Origin of the sequence: Qipengyuania polymorpha, from assembly GCF_019711435.1 — a bacterium.
In the GTDB taxonomy this organism is placed as follows: Bacteria; Pseudomonadota; Alphaproteobacteria; order Sphingomonadales; family Sphingomonadaceae; genus Qipengyuania; species Qipengyuania polymorpha.
The window spans coordinates 138,971-155,657 of sequence record NZ_JAIGNK010000002.1; the positions used below are offsets into that span (position 1 = coordinate 138,971).

Genomic DNA, 16,687 nt, shown 5'->3' on the forward strand with positions numbered 1-16,687 from the left:
GCGGACAGACGATGCTCATCAAACAGCTCAGGTTGAGCGGTTTCAAGAGCTTCGTCGAGCCCTCCACGCTGCGTATCGAACCCGGGCTGACGGGCGTCGTCGGCCCCAACGGTTGCGGCAAGTCCAACCTGCTCGAAGCCATCCGCTGGGTGATGGGCGAGAACTCGCCAAAGTCCATGCGCTCGGGTGGGATGGAAGACGTCATCTTCGCAGGCACCGCCAGCCGCCCTCCCCGCGATTTTGCCGAGGTTGTCCTTTCCGCCGAGGACGGTGACGGCGACGAGCTGGAAGTCGTGCGCCGTATCGAACGCGGCGCGGGTTCGGCCTACCGCGTCAACGGCAAGGACGTACGCGCCAAGGACGTGGCGCTGACCTTCGCCGATGCGGCCACCGGCGCGCACAGCCCCGCGCTGGTGAGCCAGGGCAAGATTGCGCAGGTCATCGCCGCCAAGCCGGTCGAACGCCGCATGATGCTGGAAGAAGCTGCGGGTATCGCAGGGCTCCACGTCCGCCGCCGCGATGCCGAGAGCAAGCTGCGCTCGACCGAGAAAAACCTCGAACGGCTCGAAGACTTGATGGCGGGCCTCGACAGCCAGATTGCCTCGCTGAGGCGACAGGCCAAGCAGGCCGAACGCTATCGCAAGCTTTCCGACGAGATAAAGACCGCCGAGGCACGGCTCGTCTTCGCCCGCTGGCGCGATGCTGCCGCCGCGGCGGATGAAGCGAAGAAAGCCGCCGCTGATGCCGATGCGCGCGTGGCAGCAGCGCAAAAGGCCGCAGACGAAGCACAGAAGGCGCAGCGCGAGGCCGCCGAAAAGCTCGCCGAAGCGCGCGAGGAGCAGGCTGACCGCCGCGACGATGCAAGCGCACATGGCCACCGCATGGCCGCGCTCACCAGCCAGCTCGAGGCTGCCGAACAGCGCCTTGCCGACCTCGACCGCCAGAAGACGCGCCTCGAAGAAGACCGCGGCGATGCCGACCGCATGACCAAGGATGCGGCCGAAGCGCTGGCGCGGCTCGAAAAGGAACTGGCCGCCAGCGAAAAGACGCTCGCCGCAGACGAGGAACGCCGTCCGAAGCTGGTGGCGCAGAGCGAGGATGCCGAACGCGCCAGCCGCACCGCCGAACTCGCACTGGCGAAGGCCACCGCCGACAATGCCGGTGTCGAAGCGGAATGGCGCGTGGTCGAAGCCGAGGTCAACCAGGCCAAGGCGCGGCTCGAAAGGGTCGAGGCCGAAGGTCGCCGCATTGCCGAACAACGCGAGGCGCTTGCCGCCGAGGACGTCGACGGCGAGGTCGAAAACGCCCGCGATGCGGCGCACGAGGCGACTGCCGAAATCGCAGCAAAGCGTACGACCATCGAAGAGATGCAGGCTCGCAAGGCCGATTTGCAGACCCAGCGCGACGAAGCCGCCAGCGCCTATTCCGCCGCCAAGGCCGAGTTGTCGGGTGTGAGCCGCGAATACGACGCGCTCAAACGCGACCGTGAGGCACGCGAACGCGCTGCCGCCAAGCGGTCGGGCCGCAAGCAGGCGCTCGACGGGGTCCGCGCGGCAAAGGGCTACGAACGCGCAGTCGCCGCCGCACTCGGCCGCGACGGTAAGGCTCTTATCGGCTCACCCGAGGAAGGAAGCGACGGGCGCTACTGGACCGGGGCCAAGGAACCGAAAAAGGTCGCCGACAGCCTCGCCGACCATGTGGCGAAGTGTCCCGAGGAATTGCGCGCACGCCTCGCCCTCGTCCACGTGGTGAAACGCGACGATGGCCGCGCGCTCGGGCCGGGCGAGAACCTCGTCACCATGGACGGGTTGTTGCGCCGCTGGGATGGCCTCGTCGTGCGCGGCGAAGGCGCGGCGGAAGCGGCGCGGCTCGAAGCCGAGAACCGTTTCGCCGAACTCGATACGCTGGTCCCCAAGCTGAAGGCTGCGGTAGATGAGGCGGAGCACCAGCAGGCTCAAGCCAGCGCGACCCTGTCCGAGCTCCAGCGCAACCTCGTGGCGGCAGAGCGCGAATTGTCCTCGGCCATAGAAACCGAGCGTCAGGCCCTGCGCGCACTCGACCAGGCGGAAGCGGCTCGCGAGCGCGTTGCGGCGCGCCTCGAAGAATTAGCCCAAGCGGAAACGGAACACGGCGATGTGGTCGGCGGGGCGAAGTCCGACCTCGCCGCCGCCGAAGCGAAACGCGATGCCCTGCCCGACCCCGAAGCGGGCCGCGCCTCGCTAGAAGCCGCACGCGCGAAGAACGAGGCCGCCCGCTCGATGCTGCAGGCCCGCGCTGCCGAGCTGGCCGCACATGACCAGTCACTCGCCGTCGCGCGCGAACGCACCGCCGCCCAGCGCAGCGACATGGCCAATTGGCAGGCGCGCTCTGGAGAGGCCGCCCGCCGCCTTTCCGACATGGCCCGCCGCTTCGAGGAAATCGCCGAAGAGCGCGCCGTCTTCGCCGCCAAGCCCGAGGGCCTGATGCGCGAAATCGAACAGGGCGATACAGTGCGCGAGCGTCTGGGCGCCGAACTTGCCGATGCCGAAAAAGCTGTCGCTGCCGCAAGTGAACTGGCGCAAACCGCCGACCGCGCTTACACCGCTGCCAACGAAAACCTCGCCGAAGCGCGCGAGAACCGCGCCGGCCTATCCGCTCGTGCGGAAAACCAGGACAGCCGCCGCATCGAGATGGCGCGCATCTCGGGCGAGCGCTTCCAGTCCCCTCCCCCGCTGCTGCCGGGCAAGTTCGAGTTCGAAGAAGACAGCGTCAAGGCCGCCGAAGCGGAAACCGAAGAGATGGAGCGCCTCACCGCCAGCCGCGAGCGCATCGGCCCGGTCAACCTCGTCGCTGCGGAAGAACTCGAGAAAATCGAAGCCGAGCACGGCACCAACGCCGCCGAGCAGGAGGAACTGCGCGAGGCGGTCAACCGGCTGCGCGGCTCCATCGGCAATCTGAACCGCGAGGGCCGCGAACGACTGCGCGAGGCGTTCGAGCAGGTCAACGGCCACTTCATGCGTCTCTTCACCCGCCTGTTCGAGGGCGGCGAAGCGCATCTCGCGCTCATCGACAGCGACGACCCATTGGAAGCCGGCCTCGAAATCTTCGCCCAGCCGCCGGGCAAGCGTCTCCAGTCGCTCACCCTGCTGTCGGGCGGCGAACAGGCGCTGACCGCCACCGCGCTGATATTCGCACTCTTCCTCACCAACCCGGCCCCCATCTGCGTGCTGGACGAAGTCGACGCGCCGCTCGACGACGCCAATATCGACCGCTTCTGCGACCTGTTGGAAGCGATGGTGAAGGAAACCGACACCCGCTACCTCATCGTCACCCACAACGCCGTGACCATGAGCCGCATGCACCGCCTCTTCGGCGTGACGATGATCGAAAAGGGCGTCAGCCGATTGGTCAGCGTCGACCTAGGCGCGGCAGAAGAATTGCTGGCGGCGGAATAGGTGTCATCGCCCGATATTTACGACCCGACCTACGTCCGCGACGTATTCGACCGTTGTGCGGACCAGTACATCGCCTTCAGCAACGTCTGCTCGCTAGGCTTTACGCAGATCTGGCGTAGCCAATGCGCTGAAATGCTCGATCTTCTGCCCGAGCACCAGCAAGGTTATGATTTCATGGCTGGCACGGGTGAAGTGTGGCCCCACCTTTTGGCAAAATGGCCGCAAGTCACCTCGATCCACGCTGTCGATATTTCCTCCGGCATGCACCAGAAGGCCATGAAACGTCTTCACGCCATGCGCGCGCATAAAATCGAGTTCAGGGAAGACGATGTGCTTCAAAGCGGGTTGCCGGACGAAAGCGCCGAATTCGTGATATCCACTTTCGGTCTCAAGACTTTCAAACCGGAACAGCACGAGCGCCTCGCCAAGCTGACCGAGCGAGTGCTGAGACCCGGCGGCCGCTTCGCCTACATCGAGGCCTCGGACCCCACGGACTGGTGGCTGAGACCGCTCTACCGCTTTCATCTCGACACCATATTGCCGCAGGTGGAGAGGTTTCTTCTCAAGGGAGCGCAGGACTTTGCCATGATCGGCGAATATTCGGCCAATTTCGGGAACGCGCGAGAGTTTGCGCGGATGCTGGGAGATACGGGCCTGAATACCGAATATCGCGAGTTCTTTTTTGGCTGTGCGAGCGGCGTTTGTGGCTCGAAACCATGTTAGCCCGACACCGCTTTTCCCAAGTTCATCGAAGCAATGGCTGTAGGTCATCCTATAGCATTTCTCGCGCAGTTCCACTTGTCGGCCTTCCTTTGGCATTAGCGGCTATGGCGCTGCCGGCGCATGCAGAACCGATGCCGATGAGTGACGTCGAGCAGCAACAGCCTGCGCTCCCTCCCATCCTCCCCCTGAAGGAACGCGCAGCCCTCGTCGACGAAATGCTGGAAGAACGGCTCGACACCCTCATGCCTGCCATCATGCGCGAGGCGGGTATCGACATGTGGCTGCTGATGTCGCGCGAGTATTTCGAAGAGCCGGTGCTCGCCACCATGCTCGATGCCGAGAGCTTCCACGCGCGGCGGCGGACGATCCTCATCTTTTTCGACCCCGGTGAGGGTCAACCAATCGAGCGACTGACGGTCAGCCATTATGGGCTCGCGGGCCTCTTCGACCCGGCGTGGCTGCCCGAGGAACAGCCCGACCAGTGGCAGGCGGTTGCCGACATCATCGAGAGCCGCGACCCGGCGCAAATCGCCATCAACTTCTCCGACAGCACACGCTTCGGCGATGGCATGACGCTGAGCCAGTATCGCGCGATGACAGCGGCACTTCCCGCGCATCTCGAAGAACGAATCGTCAGCGGAGAAGGCCTTTCCGTCCGCTGGCTCGAGAGCCGCACGACGCGCGAGCTCGCCATCTATCCCGGCATCGTCCGCATCGCCCACGCCATCATTGGAGAGGCGTTCTCCCGAAAAGTCATCACGCCGGGGGTGACCACCGCCGAGGACGTGCAATGGTGGTACCGAGAGAAACTCGCCAGCCTCGGCATTGCTCCGTGGTTCCATCCCTCGGTCGGCATCCAGCGACAGGGCGCCGATGGCATGCTGTCGGGCGATACGATTATCGAGCCCGGCGACCTGCTCTGGACCGATTTCGGCATTACCTATTTGCGCCTCAACACCGATACGCAGCACCTCGCCTATGTCCTGAAGCCCGGCGAGACCGAAGCGCCCGAGGGGCTGCGCGAAGGATTGAGGCGCACCAATCGCGTGGGCGATATCCTCACGGCATCATTCCACGCAGGCGAGAGCGGGAACGCCATCCTCGCAAGGGCGCGTGAGGCAGCTCTGGCTGAGGGGCTCGACCCGTCGATTTACAGCCACCCCATCGGTTTCCATGGCCATGGAGCCGGCACAGCCATCGGATTCTGGGACAACCAGGAGGCCGACCCGCGCGGCGAGTACCCCGTGCTGGCAGGCACGACATGGTCTATCGAATTCACCAATTACCACGAGGTCCCCGAATGGGGCGGCCAGCGCGTCGATTTCCGCAGCGAGGAGGATGCATGGTTCGACGGCGAAACCGTCCGCTATCTTGACGGACGGCAGACCGAGCTGACGCTGATACCGCCGGAATAGGAGCCTAGGCCGAGAGCGCGGCTCTCAGCGTATCGCGGATGGACTTGAGCTGGGGCAGGATGTCATGGCTGGGAGTTCCCTCAGCCGGAGCCTGCGCCACCGCCTGTTGGTCCGGCACGCCCCGCAGCGCGGCCTTGGCGCCTTTCAGCGTATATCCTTCGCGGTTCACAAGCTGGTCGATACGCTCGACCAGCGCCACGTCGTCGGGGCGATAGTAGCGGCGGCCACCGCTGCGCTTCAAAGGCTTCAATTGCGGGAATTGCTGTTCCCAGTAGCGCAGCACATGAGTCTTGATGCCGGTTGCCGTGGCAACCTCGCCAATCGTGCGCAGCGCGCCTTCTTCCTTGTGGTCGCTAAAATCAGCCATGCAGGCACACTAGGCACCAACACCGGCCGATGGCAATTCTCAGCTGTGAGCTATCCGCTCTTTAAGCAGCTGACTGGCGCGGAAAGTCATCACGCGGCGCGGCGTAATCGGCACTTCGACGCCCGTCTTGGGATTACGGCCGATGCGTTCTTTCTTGTCGCGCAGGACGAAGCTGCCGAAGCCGGAAATCTTGACGTTTTCACCGCGGGCGAGCGCATCGCACATCTTGCCGAGGATTTCTTCGACAAGGTCGAGCGATTCGGAGCGGCTCAGCCCCATCTTGCGATTGATTGTTTCGGCGAGGTCCGCGCGGGTCAGCGTGCCCACGCTGCGCATCATATCCATTTCAAGTCCTTCCCCAGACGCGACCCTGGGTTCCAGCGATTCTCGCAACGTATTGTATTTGGCCGATTCCCGCAATGGAGCAGCGCTACTTTTCTAACAAAAGTTATAGCCGCGCGAGGCTGGCACCCCAGGTGAAGCCGCCGCCCATGGCTTCGAACATCACGAGGTCGCCGGACTTGATGCGCCCGTCCTTGCGCGCGACATCGAAGGCCAGCGGGACCGAGGCCGCCGAAGTGTTGGCGTGCTGGTCCACCGTGACCACCACCTTCTCAGGCGGCAGGCCGAGCTTGCGCGCGGTCGCATCGAGGATGCGGGCATTGGCCTGGTGCGGCACCACCCAGTCGATGTCCTCCGCCGTGACCGATGCGTCGCTCAGCACTTCGCCGAGCACCTCGGCAAGGTTCACCACGGCGTGACGGAAAACCTCGCGGCCCTTCATGCGCAGCTTGCCGACCTCGCCCGTGGTCGAGGGGCCGCCGTCGACATAGAGCAAGTCCTTGTGTTCGCCGTCGGCATGCAGCTTGGTGGCGAGGATGCCGGGGCCGTCCTCTGCCACATCCTGCGCTTCGAGCACAACCGCGCCGGCACCATCGCCGAAGAGCACGCAGGTAGTGCGGTCTTCCCAGTCGAGGATGCGGCTGAAGGTCTCCGCGCCGATCACCAGCGCCTTCTTCGCCATGCCTGTGCGCAGCAGCGATTCCGCCGTGCCGAGGGCATAGAGGAACCCCGAGCAAACGGCTGCGACGTCGAATGCCACGCCGCCGCGGCATCCGAGCGCCTGCTGGACCTGTGTTGCAGTGGCCGGAAAGGTATGGTCGGGGGTTGCCGTAGCGAGAATGATAAGGCCGATGTCGGCAGCATCCACGCCCGCATCTGCTAGCGCCTTGCGTGCAGCATCGGTTGCGAGGCTGGAAGTGGTTTCACCCTCGCCCGCGATATAGCGCTGGCGGATACCGGTACGCTCGACAATCCACTCGTCGGTCGTGTCAACGCGGGCTTCGAGATCGGCGTTGGTAACGCAGTCTTTCGGAAGCGCACTACCGCTGCCCGTGATGACCGCACGAATCATTTCGCGCCCAGGCTTTCGGTGTCGATGGCGCCCAAATCCTTGGCGATGCGATTGGTGATGTCGTCCTCCAGCAGGCGTGCGGCGACTTCGACCGCGTTTGCAACGCCCTTGGCATTGGCGCTGCCATGGCTCTTCACCACCACGCCATTGAGGCCGAGGAAGACCGCGCCATTGTGGTTGTTGGGGTCGAGATGGTGCTTCAGCAACTCTGTCGCAGGGCGCGACACGAGGAAGCCCACCTTCGAACGGATAGACGAAGAGAAGGCGCGCTTCAGCAGGTCGGTCACGAACCGCGCCGCGCCTTCGATGGCCTTCAGCGCGATATTGCCCGAGAATCCGTCGCATACGACCACATCGCATTCGCCGCGATTGATCTTGTCGGCCTCGACATAGCCTTCGAACTGCATGGCAAGGCCATCCGCAGCGCGCAATCGGTCGGCGGCGGCCTGAATATCCTCGGTGCCCTTGGTTTCCTCGGTGCCGATGTTGAGCAGGCGCACGCGCGGGCGTTCGTTACCGGTCACGATGCGCGAATAGGCCGCGCCCATAACGGCAAACTGCACAAGGTTGCGCGCATCGCATTCGCGGTTCGCGCCAAGGTCGAGCATGATGACGTCGTTGTCGCCGAGCGTCGGCAGCAGCGCCGCGAGCGCAGGCCGGTCGAGGCCGGGCATGGTGCGCAGCGCGAGCTTGCTCATCGCCATCAGCGCGCCGGTGTTGCCGGCAGACACGGCAGCGCCCGCCTCGCCGCGCTTCACCGCATCGACCGCGAGGCCCATGCTGGTGGTCTTGGCTCGGCGCAGCGCGCGCGAAGGCTTCTCGTCGCCAGCGACCACGTCCTCGCAATGGAGGATTTCGCTGGCTTCGGCCATGCCGGGATGGGTTTCGAGAGCCGCCTTGATGCGGGTCTCGTCGCCGACCAGCAGGAACTTGAATCGATCGTGGCGCCGACGCGCGAGCGCGGCGCCCTCGATCATCGTGCGAACGCCTTCGTCCCCGCCCATCGCATCAATGGCGATACGCGGCAAACTCATGACACTCTCCGAATCAAGCGGTTAGGTCTTAGAGACCTTCGGGCGCGAGCACTTCGCGGCCGTTGTAGTAACCGCAATGCGGGCACAGGTTGTGCGGACGCTTCAGTTCGCCACAGTTCGAGCACTCGTGATGAGCTTCGACCTTGAGCGAATCATGTGCACGACGGTTGCCGCGACGGTGGGGCGATACTTTTCTCTTGGGGACGGCCATCTCGGCACCTGTTCCTCAAACAATTTCAGTCAATTTCGGTGGCCGCCCTAGGGGAACGTCCGACATCGCACAAGAGCGCGGTGACAGCTAAATTCCCGACCGTGACGGTGAAGGCGCGCGCTATAGCGATTTTTCAGCGCGATGCAAGCGAAGCGGAGGATAATCCGCTCGAGCAGATTGCCGCTCCTTCCGGTGCACCCTAGCCTCCTCGCATAGGGTCCGCAAACGGGAGAGTTTCACATGGGTATCATCCTGCCGGTCACGCTGACCGCAGCCGCTGCAGCCGCCATCATCAATCTCTGGCTGTCCATTCGCGTCGGCCAGATGCGGCTGAAGCACAAGATCTCGATCGGCGACGACGGCGCAGGCGGCCCCTTGACCGCTCGCATGCGCGCGCAGCTCAACTTCGTCGAAAATACCGCCTTCTTCCTCGTGCTGGTCGCGGCCATCGAATTGTCCGGCAAGGGCGAACCCTGGCTGGCGTGGGTCGTCGCTGTCTACATGCTTGGCCGTATCGCCCACGGTCTCGGCATGGACGGAGGCGCGCTCGGCAAGGGACGCTCCATCGGCGTCATTATTACCATGCTGACCCTGCTCGGCCTCGCCATCGCGGCGGTGCTGATTACGCTGGGCGTGCTCTAAAATCGCGGGAGCCGCGAGGCCGGATTGACGAAATCGATCGTCCGGCCTCCCGGGTGCGAAAATGGGGACGGAACGTCCGGGAACGGGTGGGTAGCGCAAGGTCTGCTTTTGGATATCTCGCTTGTCAGGATGGTCAGGCGGTAATCATCTTGAACAGCTTGGGGGTCTGCAGCCCGGCCTTCTGGATTTCGGCGACCAGCACATCGGAAAGGCAGATCAGCCACTCGCCAAACCTGCGCTCCCGCCAGAAGTGCGCGTTGCCGTAGACTCCCTGTGCGAAGGCAAGATCAGGGATCCGATTCTTGGCCCCGGACTCGATTTGCAGCTTGCCGCCGGAATTCGGAATCTCTGAAACGGGTTGGTCCCTGCTCTTCTCCGGCACGAAACTGTCGAAATACTGGCCTATCACAAGAATGTGGTATGGCCTCGGGAATTTCTGGCCTTTCGGCATCCTGATTTCGATCGGATAGAACTGGTGGACCCCCGGCTCATATGTCTCGAGAAGTTCCATGAAATCGGTGTCGATAGCCGCAATGCGGTCGTTCAGGCTGATGAAGGATGCCAGCGAGTTGTACGTCTTCACCGTGTCGAACGACGATGGTAACTCATGGTCCAGAACGGGAGTCAGCGGCGGATGTTCAGGTCGGGGACTCGCCCTCGTTCCCCATTCGCTCCTGAATTTGTCGACGACAAAACCCTCGTAGAATTGCATCGCGTCCAGCGGGTCCATCGGCGCATCAAAAAGCGCCTTTTGGACGTCCGCCGGTTGTTTGTGGAAGTGTCCCATCAGGCGACCTGGCCAATGTCCGCCCTCAAATTGCCCGTCGGGAAAGAATTCGCCCAAGCCTCTGGGCTGGCCCATACCCCACACCATGATTGCGTCCCCCTCGGCGCTGTTGCGTCCCGCTCACCTACGCACAGAGTATTGCCTGGATGTTAAGCGCAGGGAAGTGCAATCGCGCCACAACTTCGTCCGCAATGGTGTCCGTTTCCGGGTCTTTGGCGGCTGGTCCGCTTTTGGACCGTACCCTCAAATTGCTGCCCTCTTGAAATTGCGCTCAAAGCCTAGGCCAGCGCCGCGTCGCTGACGAAGGCGTTGGTCTTGCGCTCCTGACCGAAGGTGCTGGTCGGGCCGTGGCCGGGGATGAAGGTCACATCGTCCCCCAGCGGCCAGAGCTTCTTGGTGATCGCATCGATGAGGTCCTGGTGGTTGCCCATCGGGAAATCGGTGCGCCCGATGCTCCCCTGGAACAGCACGTCGCCGACCACGGCAAATTTGCTCGGGCGGTGGAAGAAAACGACGTGACCGGGGGTGTGGCCGGGGCAATGGATGACCTCCAGCGTCAACTCGCCCACTGTCACCGTGTCGCCATCCTCCAGCCAGCGATCGGGTTCGAAGACCTGACCGTTCACACCGTAGCGCGCACCATCCTCGTCGAGGCGGCTGATCCAGAAGCGGTCGGCCTCTTGCGGGCCTTCGATGCGCAGGCCCAGTTCCTTGGCGAGAATTCCCGCCTCGCCGCAATGGTCGATATGGCCGTGGGTGATGAGGATTTTTTCCAGCTCGACCCCGGTTTGCTTTACCGCCGCCTTGAGCTTCTCGAGATCACCGCCCGGATCGATCAGCGCGCCCTTGTTGGTGGCGGTGCACCAGACCAGCGAGCAATTCTGCTGGAGCGGGGTCACCGGCACGATGCCGGCTTTCATCGGGGGCGTGGCGGGCGTAGCGATTGTTTCGGTCATGCGCGTGGAGATGCGTTGCTTCTTGATTCGAAACAAGGGTTGCTGGCAAAGCCCTTGCAGTCGCAGAAATCCGAGGAGACCCCCATATGCGAAATTACCCGCTTGCCGTCGCCATGCTGATGGGTCTCGCTGGATGCCAGACGGCGGATATGGCGCCCGAAACTCCGGACCTGGCCGAGGGACATCGAGAGGTCCCGATATATGTCGAGGCGATTTGTGCCGATTGCCACGCAGTGACGGCCGATACGATTTCACTCAACCCGCAGGCACCCGGCTTTGCCGATATCGCCAACAGCCCCGGTGTGACACACGATACGCTGGTCACCTTCCTCTCCGACGCGCACAATTACCCGCTGCAGATGGATGTCGACCTCGACGAGGAGGATATCGAGGTCATCGCCGATTACATCGTCACGCTGCAATCGGACGATTACCACAAGACCCCGTCGTAAACGCTCCTAGCGCGTCTGGAAGTCGACGATGCGGCCATCCTCGCGGAAAACGCAGGTAAACTCGTCGCGGTCGTAGTCGCGCGTCTCGATGCGTCCGTATACGAAGACATAATCGCGCCCCTGCTGGTCGACGCGCTCGACATTCACGCGCCCGAAGCGCGAGGCTTCGCGGCCGCAGGCCTCGACGGCAGCGCGCTCGAAATCGCCGCGTGCATCGTAGCCATAGTTGTTGCCGCCACCTAGGATGTCGCCAAGCAGGCCGCCATTGCCATAGCTGGCACAGCCGCCGAGCATGACGGTGCCGGCAAGCGCTGCGGGGATAAGGGCTCTATGCATGTACTCTCTCCTCTGCCCCCGGGCATGCCGGTCTTCATGCGGGGTGTTGGAAGAGATACGGGCGCAGCAACCGATTGTTCCTGCGGTGGAAAGCTTCATCGATTATGCGTTTAAGGCGTCCACCAGGACTTCATCTCGTCATACACATTGTCACGCATCCAGCGATGCGGGTCGGCGACGTAATGCGCATTCCCAACTCTGCCCTCGCACAAGACGCGCTCGAGATGGGTCGGAATCCCCATGATTTTCGGACGACCATGGCGACCGGGACTTGCCGGAGTGAAATCATCCCGCACCGGATGGCGGGTAAAGCGCGGATCACCTGCTGGATCGACAACCCGGCGACGTCCGGCTTCGCTAATCGTGATCGACCGTATCTGGACCTCACTCGTGCCGCACCATAAACGGTATTGCCTACGGCCCTCGATAAGATTTCCGTTATGCAAATTGTATCCGAGATCCACGACTTCGACCTCGATCGGACTCGTTCCCTTTTCGAGGCTCGGAATGTGGATGAATTTGCCTCGCATGGTGCCATCCAGATGCAGCCATTCGCCGGCCTCTTTTTCGGCAGGAACACACGCCGCAAGCACAACCAATGCCGCAGTTACGAAGCTGAACAGTTTTCGGGTCACACCCTCCCTCCTTTCCATACCACGCGGCCGACAATCTCCACCTCGCCGCGCCCGAGTTCGATCGGGGCATAGGCCTTGTTAGCGCTGATGAGGGTGATGCGGCCCGGGGCGCTGGCCTGCACCTGCTTTACGTGGAGCGTGTCGCCTATGCGCACGACATGGATGCCCTCGCCGCTGCGCTTGTGGCGGTCGACGAATATCTCGTCACCGCTGCGCAACGTCGGCTCCATGCTGTCGCCCTCGACGCGGATGGCGGTGAGGTCGGCGCCCTCCAGTCCCATTTCGCGCAACCAGCGGCGCGAGAAGCGGAAGGCGTCGAAGGATATTTCCTCGGCTGAGAAGGCACCCGGACCTGCGGAAGCGTCCAGTGCGAGCCGCGGGACTTCGATGAAATCTCCTGATTCGCGCGCCGGTCGAACATCGGGGTCGGCACCCAACTCCACTTCGTCCACGCCGAAGAATTCCGCCAGCCTACGCCGGTCGGCCTCCTCCAGCTTGCGCGGGCTACCCTTGCGCACAAATTGCTGCAAGTAGCTGGGATTACGTCCCAACATGGCAGAAAGCGAGGCGAGACTCGTGCGTGCCTGCTCGGTCAATTCGACCAGTCTTGCGCGCTCGGGGCTCATGTCTGCCATGCCTCAATCCTTCCTCGGCCCTTTATTCGCCACGCCGAAAACCGGTAGCGAAAGAGGACCCATGCGAGAAAATTCCTATAGCATAGGATTTTTCCTAGACAAGTAGGATTTTGAGTGGAACGAATCGAGAACGCGGCGAGCGATTCGCCAATCGGACCAAGCCAAGGGGAGCACCGAAATGCTAATCCGTTCCATCGAAAAATTCCTGCGGGCGCACGATATGCCGCCAACGAAATTCGGCCGCCTCGCCGCGCACGACCCGCGCTTCGTGCTCGACCTGCGCATGGGCCGCGAACCGCGCAGCCAGACCGAGGCGCGCATCCGCGGGTTCATGTCGGGCTTCGAAGCCGCCCGCACCGATGCCTGCCGGGAGATTGCCCATGTCCGGTGAAGGAAAGCCCCCTCGCCCGCCGCGCGCACGCCGCTCTGCCGGTGACAAGCTGCGCACCGCGCTGATGGTGCTGTCCGAGCATCAGGGTCAGGTCATCACCCACACCGAGAAGGCCTGGGCCAGCATCACCTTCGCCGGCACGCGGCACAGCGTTTCGCTTCTCTTCGCGGGCGAGGATGCGGTTTGCGCAGGCGAACGCTTCATCGCCGCACTCCCCGAGCACGAATTCGCCATCCCCGGCCAACTGGTTGCCGACGCAGGTATCGTTGAGGTCGAACATCGCCTTTCCCCCAGCCCCCGGCTGGTCTTGCAATGCGACTTGCTGCTGCTCGAGGATGCCTGACTAATAGCCCGCGGCAAGGTTCATTTGCGGGCTCACCGGCTCACCCCCGTTCCAGCGTTCGAGGTTCTCGATGAACCGGTCGGCCGAGCGCTGGAACATCTTGGTCTGCGCGCGTCCCGAGAGATGCATGGTGACCTGCGCATTATCGAGGCTCCACAGCGGATGATCCTCAGGCAGCGGCTCGGGATCGGTGACATCAAGCAGAGCGGCCTCGATGGTCTTGGCTTCAAGTGCCGCGACAAGGTCGTCCTGCTTCACGACGTCGCCGCGCGCGATATTCACCAGCACGGCGTTGGGACGCATGGCGGCTAGTTCGATTTCGCCGATCATGTGGCGAGTCTCGTCGGTTGATGGCACGGCGAGAATGACCCAGTCGAACTCGCCCAGTTTCTCGCGCCATTCGCCGGGCCGAAGCGCGCCCTCGCCGCCCGAGCGGCGGACCGGGGTCACGGTCATGTCGAACGCCTCGAGACGCGTCTTGATCAGGCTGCCGATGGCGCCGAGGCCCAACATCAGCACCCGTTCGCCCGCAAGTTCGCGCTTGCCGGGGCTGTCGAGCAGCCATTCCTTGCGCTCCTGCGCGCGAACGACTTCGCGATAGCCCTTGGCGTGCGCAAGCATCAGCATGACGACATATTCGGCGATGGTGATGGCGTTGATGCCGACCCCATTCGTGACCGTCACGCCGCGTTCCGCAAGCAGGTCGAGCGGCATGAAATCGAGGCCAGCGTAGATCGAATTGAGCCATCTGAGGTTCGTCGCGGCGGTCGCGATTTCGGCCATCGGCTCCTTCTCATTGAGGTCGAACCAGCCGATCTCCGCCTCCGGAGCGAACTCCAGCGCCTGCTCCTTGGTCATGAACCACATGGGCTCGACCCAGTCGGGCAGGCGCGGCTCCACCAGCGGGCGGATCAGGGCGGACATCACGGCTTTGGTCATGCGGGGGACTCTCCTTGTCGAGTCCCTAGCCGTTCGTGTCGAGCGAAGTCGAGACACGTTGTGCGACCGCTTCTCGACTTCGCTCGAAGCGAATGGAAGCTGTTAGACCAGCTTCCACTCCCAGCCGAGCGGATCGCCGTCCATCACCTCGACGCCCTTGGCGGCAAGGCTGGCGCGGATGGCATCGCTAGTGGCGTAATCCTTCTCCACCTTTGCTTCCTTGCGGCGGAGGATTTCGGCTTCGATTTCGACCTCGGTTATTTCCGCCGATTTCGGGCGAATACGGAGGGCTTCGCGGGTCAGGCCGAAAAGGTCGAGACCCAGCACGCGGTCCATGTCCTCGACCACGGCACGTTTCACGCCGCCATCGACCTTCTTGACCGCCAGCGCCTCTTCCAGCGCGACCAGCGCGACGGAGGTGTTGAGGTCGTCGGAAATGGCGGCGGCGAATTTCTCGCGCATTGGGGCGAACTTCTGGTGCGAGGGGTCGCCAGTCAGTTCGTCCTTCAGCCGCTCGACCTGCATGACGATGCGCTTCAGGCGTGTTAGCGCGGCCTGCAAGCCCTCCCAGCTGAACTCCAGCTCGCTGCGGTAATGTGCCTGCAGGCACATCATGCGGTAGGCGAGCGGGTGGTAGCCCTTGTCGATAAGCAGTTGCAGGCGCAGGAATTCGCCCGCGCTCTTCGACATCTTGCCGCTGCGTTCGACGAGGAAGTTGTTGTGCATCCAGATGCGCGCGCCGCTGTTCTCGGCCTCGCCAAGCCCGCCCGTGCAGCAATGCGCCTGGTTTTGCGCGATCTCGTTCGGGTGGTGGATCTCGCGGTGGTCGATGCCGCCGGTGTGGATGTCGAAGGGGAAGCCAAGCAGCTTGCCGCCCATCACCGAGCATTCGAGGTGCCAGCCCGGCGCGCCCTTGCCCCACGGGGAATCCCATTCCATTTGCCGCGTCTCGCCAGCCGGGGTCTTGCGCCAGATCGCGAAATCGGCGGCGTTGCGCTTGCCCTCGACCGTGTCGATCCGGCCTTCGCCCTCTTCGGTGACGGCGCGGGCTAACTTGCCGTAATCCTCGATAGTCGAGACGTCGAAGTAGAGCCCGCTCTCAAGCTCGTAGCAGTGCTTGTCCGCGATGCCCTTCGCGAAGTCGATCATTTCGTCGATGTAATCGGTGGCGACCGACCACTTGGCCGGCTGGCGGATGTTCAGCGCCTTCACATCGGCCCAATAGGCTTCGGTATAATGCTTCGCGATGTCCCAGATCGACTGCGCCTTCTCCGCAGCCATCTTCTCCATCTTGTCCTCGCCCTCGTCGGCATCGTCGGTGAGATGGCCGACGTCGGTGATGTTAATTATGTGAGTGAGGTCGTAGCCCTTCCAGCTCAGCGTACGGCCGAGCACGTCGGCGAAGACATAGGCGCGCATATTGCCGATGTGAGGGTAATTGTAGACCGTCGGCCCGCAGGTATAGACGCGCGCCTCGCCCGGATGGACGGGGGTGAAGGTCTCGGTCTCGCGGGTAAGCGAGTTGAACAGCTTGAGCGGCGTTTCGGTCATGCGCGCGGCCTTGCCAATCGCGGCCCGCCTGCGCAAGAGTGCGCGCAATGTCGCACCGCCTATCATTGCCTATCCTGGCCCTCGCCTCCCTGCTCGCAATTTCTGCCTGTTCGCAAGATCCGAGCTTGCATGTCGGCGTTGCCGCCGATCGTTGCGTGGTCAGCCACGAGGGCGAAACCTATGACGGAAACTGCCGCGCCGACGGGGAACCGGCCATAGGCCTCGGCATGGTACGTTCCGACCAGAGCGAGTTCGTGCCGGGCATCATCGCCGTGACGCTCACGCAAACTGCTCCCGGATTGGGCGAGGTTTACGCGCTCGGGCAGACAGGAAATGAAATCTATTTGGGGTCCGTTCAGCAGGAAGCGAGCGAGCCGGCCTGCTGGAAGGGCAGCAACCTACGTATCTGCCGCTACTGAGAG

20 protein-coding genes are annotated in these 16,687 nt (G+C 63.2%); 8 read left to right on the forward strand and 12 right to left on the reverse strand.

Annotation, left to right across the window (positions count from 1 at the left end; translation table 11 throughout):
* Positions 1-11: 11 nt before the first annotated feature.
* The 3 genes from K3152_RS06030 (at position 12) to K3152_RS06040 (ending at position 5,572) form a co-directional block, all read left to right on the forward strand.
* Positions 12-3,434: an AAA family ATPase gene (locus K3152_RS06030; RefSeq protein ID WP_221573227.1), complete on the forward strand. Its 3,423-nt coding sequence runs from the start codon at positions 12-14 to the stop codon at positions 3,432-3,434.
* Positions 3,435-4,157, forward strand: coding sequence for a class I SAM-dependent methyltransferase (locus tag K3152_RS06035; RefSeq protein WP_221573228.1), 723 nt, complete (start codon positions 3,435-3,437; stop codon positions 4,155-4,157). It begins immediately after the preceding gene.
* Between the two features lie 104 nt (positions 4,158-4,261).
* A complete protein-coding gene (locus K3152_RS06040; protein ID WP_247713246.1) occupies positions 4,262-5,572 on the forward strand; it encodes a M24 family metallopeptidase in 1,311 nt (436 codons plus the stop codon).
* A 4-nt stretch (positions 5,573-5,576) separates the two neighbouring features.
* Here K3152_RS06040 and K3152_RS06045 read toward each other — a convergent pair whose 3' ends face one another.
* From K3152_RS06045 to rpmF, 5 genes are all read right to left on the reverse strand, one after another.
* Positions 5,577-5,939: a MerR family transcriptional regulator gene (locus K3152_RS06045; RefSeq protein ID WP_221573230.1), complete on the reverse strand. Its 363-nt coding sequence runs from the start codon at positions 5,937-5,939 to the stop codon at positions 5,577-5,579.
* 39 nt (positions 5,940-5,978) lie between these two features.
* Complete coding sequence (locus K3152_RS06050; RefSeq protein WP_221573697.1) at positions 5,979-6,278, reverse strand: integration host factor subunit alpha; 300 nt, start codon at positions 6,276-6,278, stop codon at positions 5,979-5,981.
* A 109-nt stretch (positions 6,279-6,387) separates the two neighbouring features.
* A complete protein-coding gene (locus K3152_RS06055; RefSeq protein ID WP_221573231.1) occupies positions 6,388-7,353 on the reverse strand; it encodes a beta-ketoacyl-ACP synthase III in 966 nt (321 codons plus the stop codon).
* On the reverse strand, positions 7,350-8,387 hold the full coding sequence (gene plsX / locus K3152_RS06060; RefSeq protein WP_221573232.1) for a phosphate acyltransferase PlsX: 1,038 nt from the start codon (positions 8,385-8,387) through the stop codon (positions 7,350-7,352). Before plsX ends, K3152_RS06055 begins: the two co-directional genes overlap by 4 nt.
* A 28-nt stretch (positions 8,388-8,415) precedes the next feature.
* Positions 8,416-8,598, reverse strand: a complete 183-nt coding sequence (gene rpmF / locus K3152_RS06065; protein ID WP_040965823.1) for a 50S ribosomal protein L32 — start codon at positions 8,596-8,598, stop codon at positions 8,416-8,418.
* Positions 8,599-8,838: 240 nt separating this feature from the next.
* Between rpmF and K3152_RS06070 the strand changes: the two genes are divergently transcribed.
* Positions 8,839-9,240 carry an MAPEG family protein gene (locus tag K3152_RS06070; protein WP_221573233.1) on the forward strand — a complete coding sequence of 134 codons (402 nt, stop codon included), beginning with the start codon at positions 8,839-8,841 and terminating at the stop codon, positions 9,238-9,240.
* 133 nt (positions 9,241-9,373) lie between these two features.
* Here the strand turns inward: K3152_RS06070 and K3152_RS06075 are convergent, their stop codons facing one another.
* Positions 9,374-10,114, reverse strand: a complete 741-nt coding sequence (locus K3152_RS06075) for an imm11 family protein (RefSeq protein ID WP_221573234.1) — start codon at positions 10,112-10,114, stop codon at positions 9,374-9,376.
* A 191-nt stretch (positions 10,115-10,305) separates the two neighbouring features.
* Positions 10,306-10,947, reverse strand: coding sequence for an MBL fold metallo-hydrolase (locus K3152_RS06080; protein ID WP_221573698.1), 642 nt, complete (start codon positions 10,945-10,947; stop codon positions 10,306-10,308).
* Positions 10,948-11,069: 122 nt separating this feature from the next.
* On the opposite strand from K3152_RS06080, the gene K3152_RS06085 reads away from it, so the two are divergent.
* Positions 11,070-11,435 (forward strand): hypothetical protein, encoded by a 366-nt coding sequence (locus K3152_RS06085; RefSeq protein WP_221573235.1) that lies wholly within the window; start codon positions 11,070-11,072, stop codon positions 11,433-11,435.
* 6 nt (positions 11,436-11,441) lie between these two features.
* Here K3152_RS06085 and K3152_RS06090 read toward each other — a convergent pair whose 3' ends face one another.
* The 3 genes from K3152_RS06090 to K3152_RS06100 all read right to left on the reverse strand — a co-directional run bounded on the left by K3152_RS06090 (position 11,442) and on the right by K3152_RS06100 (position 13,041).
* Positions 11,442-11,771, reverse strand: a complete 330-nt coding sequence (locus K3152_RS06090) for a hypothetical protein (protein ID WP_247713247.1) — start codon at positions 11,769-11,771, stop codon at positions 11,442-11,444.
* A 110-nt stretch (positions 11,772-11,881) separates the two neighbouring features.
* On the reverse strand, positions 11,882-12,406 hold the full coding sequence (locus tag K3152_RS06095; protein WP_221573236.1) for a hypothetical protein: 525 nt from the start codon (positions 12,404-12,406) through the stop codon (positions 11,882-11,884).
* On the reverse strand, positions 12,403-13,041 hold the full coding sequence (locus tag K3152_RS06100; protein WP_221573237.1) for a S24 family peptidase: 639 nt from the start codon (positions 13,039-13,041) through the stop codon (positions 12,403-12,405). Before K3152_RS06100 ends, K3152_RS06095 begins: the two co-directional genes overlap by 4 nt.
* A 178-nt stretch (positions 13,042-13,219) precedes the next feature.
* On the opposite strand from K3152_RS06100, the gene K3152_RS06105 reads away from it, so the two are divergent.
* Positions 13,220-13,432 carry a hypothetical protein gene (locus K3152_RS06105; protein ID WP_221573238.1) on the forward strand — a complete coding sequence of 71 codons (213 nt, stop codon included), beginning with the start codon at positions 13,220-13,222 and terminating at the stop codon, positions 13,430-13,432.
* On the forward strand, positions 13,422-13,775 hold the full coding sequence (locus tag K3152_RS06110; protein WP_247713248.1) for a hypothetical protein: 354 nt from the start codon (positions 13,422-13,424) through the stop codon (positions 13,773-13,775). The genes K3152_RS06105 and K3152_RS06110 overlap by 11 nt, the downstream gene beginning before the upstream one ends.
* On the opposite strand, the gene K3152_RS06115 is transcribed toward K3152_RS06110, so the two are convergent.
* Together K3152_RS06115 and cysS are read right to left on the reverse strand one after the other, a co-directional pair.
* Positions 13,776-14,714 (reverse strand): D-2-hydroxyacid dehydrogenase, encoded by a 939-nt coding sequence (locus K3152_RS06115; protein WP_221573239.1) that lies wholly within the window; start codon positions 14,712-14,714, stop codon positions 13,776-13,778. It abuts the gene before it with no gap.
* A 102-nt stretch (positions 14,715-14,816) separates the two neighbouring features.
* Complete coding sequence (gene cysS / locus K3152_RS06120) at positions 14,817-16,265, reverse strand: cysteine--tRNA ligase (protein WP_221573240.1); 1,449 nt, start codon at positions 16,263-16,265, stop codon at positions 14,817-14,819.
* A gap of 47 nt (positions 16,266-16,312) precedes the next feature.
* Here cysS and K3152_RS06125 point away from each other — a divergent pair, with 47 nt between their 5' ends.
* The gene (locus tag K3152_RS06125) at positions 16,313-16,684 is read left to right on the forward strand and encodes a hypothetical protein (RefSeq protein ID WP_221573241.1); all 372 of its coding nucleotides are present in this window, start codon (positions 16,313-16,315) and stop codon (positions 16,682-16,684) included.
* The last annotated feature ends 3 nt before the right edge of the window (positions 16,685-16,687 follow it).

Coding starts and splice junctions, on each gene's coding strand:
- K3152_RS06045 (WP_221573230.1), bottom strand. CDS start 5,939: ATGGCTGATTTTAGCGACCACAAGGAAGAAGGCGCGCTGCGCACGATT.
- K3152_RS06085 (WP_221573235.1), top strand. CDS start 11,070: ATGCGAAATTACCCGCTTGCCGTCGCCATGCTGATGGGTCTCGCTGGA.
- rpmF (WP_040965823.1), bottom strand. CDS start 8,598: ATGGCCGTCCCCAAGAGAAAAGTATCGCCCCACCGTCGCGGCAACCGT.
- K3152_RS06115 (WP_221573239.1), bottom strand. CDS start 14,714: ATGACCAAAGCCGTGATGTCCGCCCTGATCCGCCCGCTGGTGGAGCCG.
- K3152_RS06040 (WP_247713246.1), top strand. CDS start 4,262: ATGGCGCTGCCGGCGCATGCAGAACCGATGCCGATGAGTGACGTCGAG.
- K3152_RS06090 (WP_247713247.1), bottom strand. CDS start 11,771: ATGCATAGAGCCCTTATCCCCGCAGCGCTTGCCGGCACCGTCATGCTC.
- K3152_RS06050 (WP_221573697.1), bottom strand. CDS start 6,278: ATGATGCGCAGCGTGGGCACGCTGACCCGCGCGGACCTCGCCGAAACA.
- cysS (WP_221573240.1), bottom strand. CDS start 16,265: ATGACCGAAACGCCGCTCAAGCTGTTCAACTCGCTTACCCGCGAGACC.
- K3152_RS06030 (WP_221573227.1), top strand. CDS start 12: ATGCTCATCAAACAGCTCAGGTTGAGCGGTTTCAAGAGCTTCGTCGAG.
- K3152_RS06070 (WP_221573233.1), top strand. CDS start 8,839: ATGGGTATCATCCTGCCGGTCACGCTGACCGCAGCCGCTGCAGCCGCC.
- K3152_RS06110 (WP_247713248.1), top strand. CDS start 13,422: ATGTCCGGTGAAGGAAAGCCCCCTCGCCCGCCGCGCGCACGCCGCTCT.
- plsX (WP_221573232.1), bottom strand. CDS start 8,387: ATGAGTTTGCCGCGTATCGCCATTGATGCGATGGGCGGGGACGAAGGC.
- K3152_RS06125 (WP_221573241.1), top strand. CDS start 16,313: ATGTCGCACCGCCTATCATTGCCTATCCTGGCCCTCGCCTCCCTGCTC.
- K3152_RS06105 (WP_221573238.1), top strand. CDS start 13,220: ATGCTAATCCGTTCCATCGAAAAATTCCTGCGGGCGCACGATATGCCG.
- K3152_RS06080 (WP_221573698.1), bottom strand. CDS start 10,947: ATGAAAGCCGGCATCGTGCCGGTGACCCCGCTCCAGCAGAATTGCTCG.
- K3152_RS06100 (WP_221573237.1), bottom strand. CDS start 13,041: ATGGCAGACATGAGCCCCGAGCGCGCAAGACTGGTCGAATTGACCGAG.
- K3152_RS06075 (WP_221573234.1), bottom strand. CDS start 10,114: ATGGTGTGGGGTATGGGCCAGCCCAGAGGCTTGGGCGAATTCTTTCCC.
- K3152_RS06055 (WP_221573231.1), bottom strand. CDS start 7,353: ATGATTCGTGCGGTCATCACGGGCAGCGGTAGTGCGCTTCCGAAAGAC.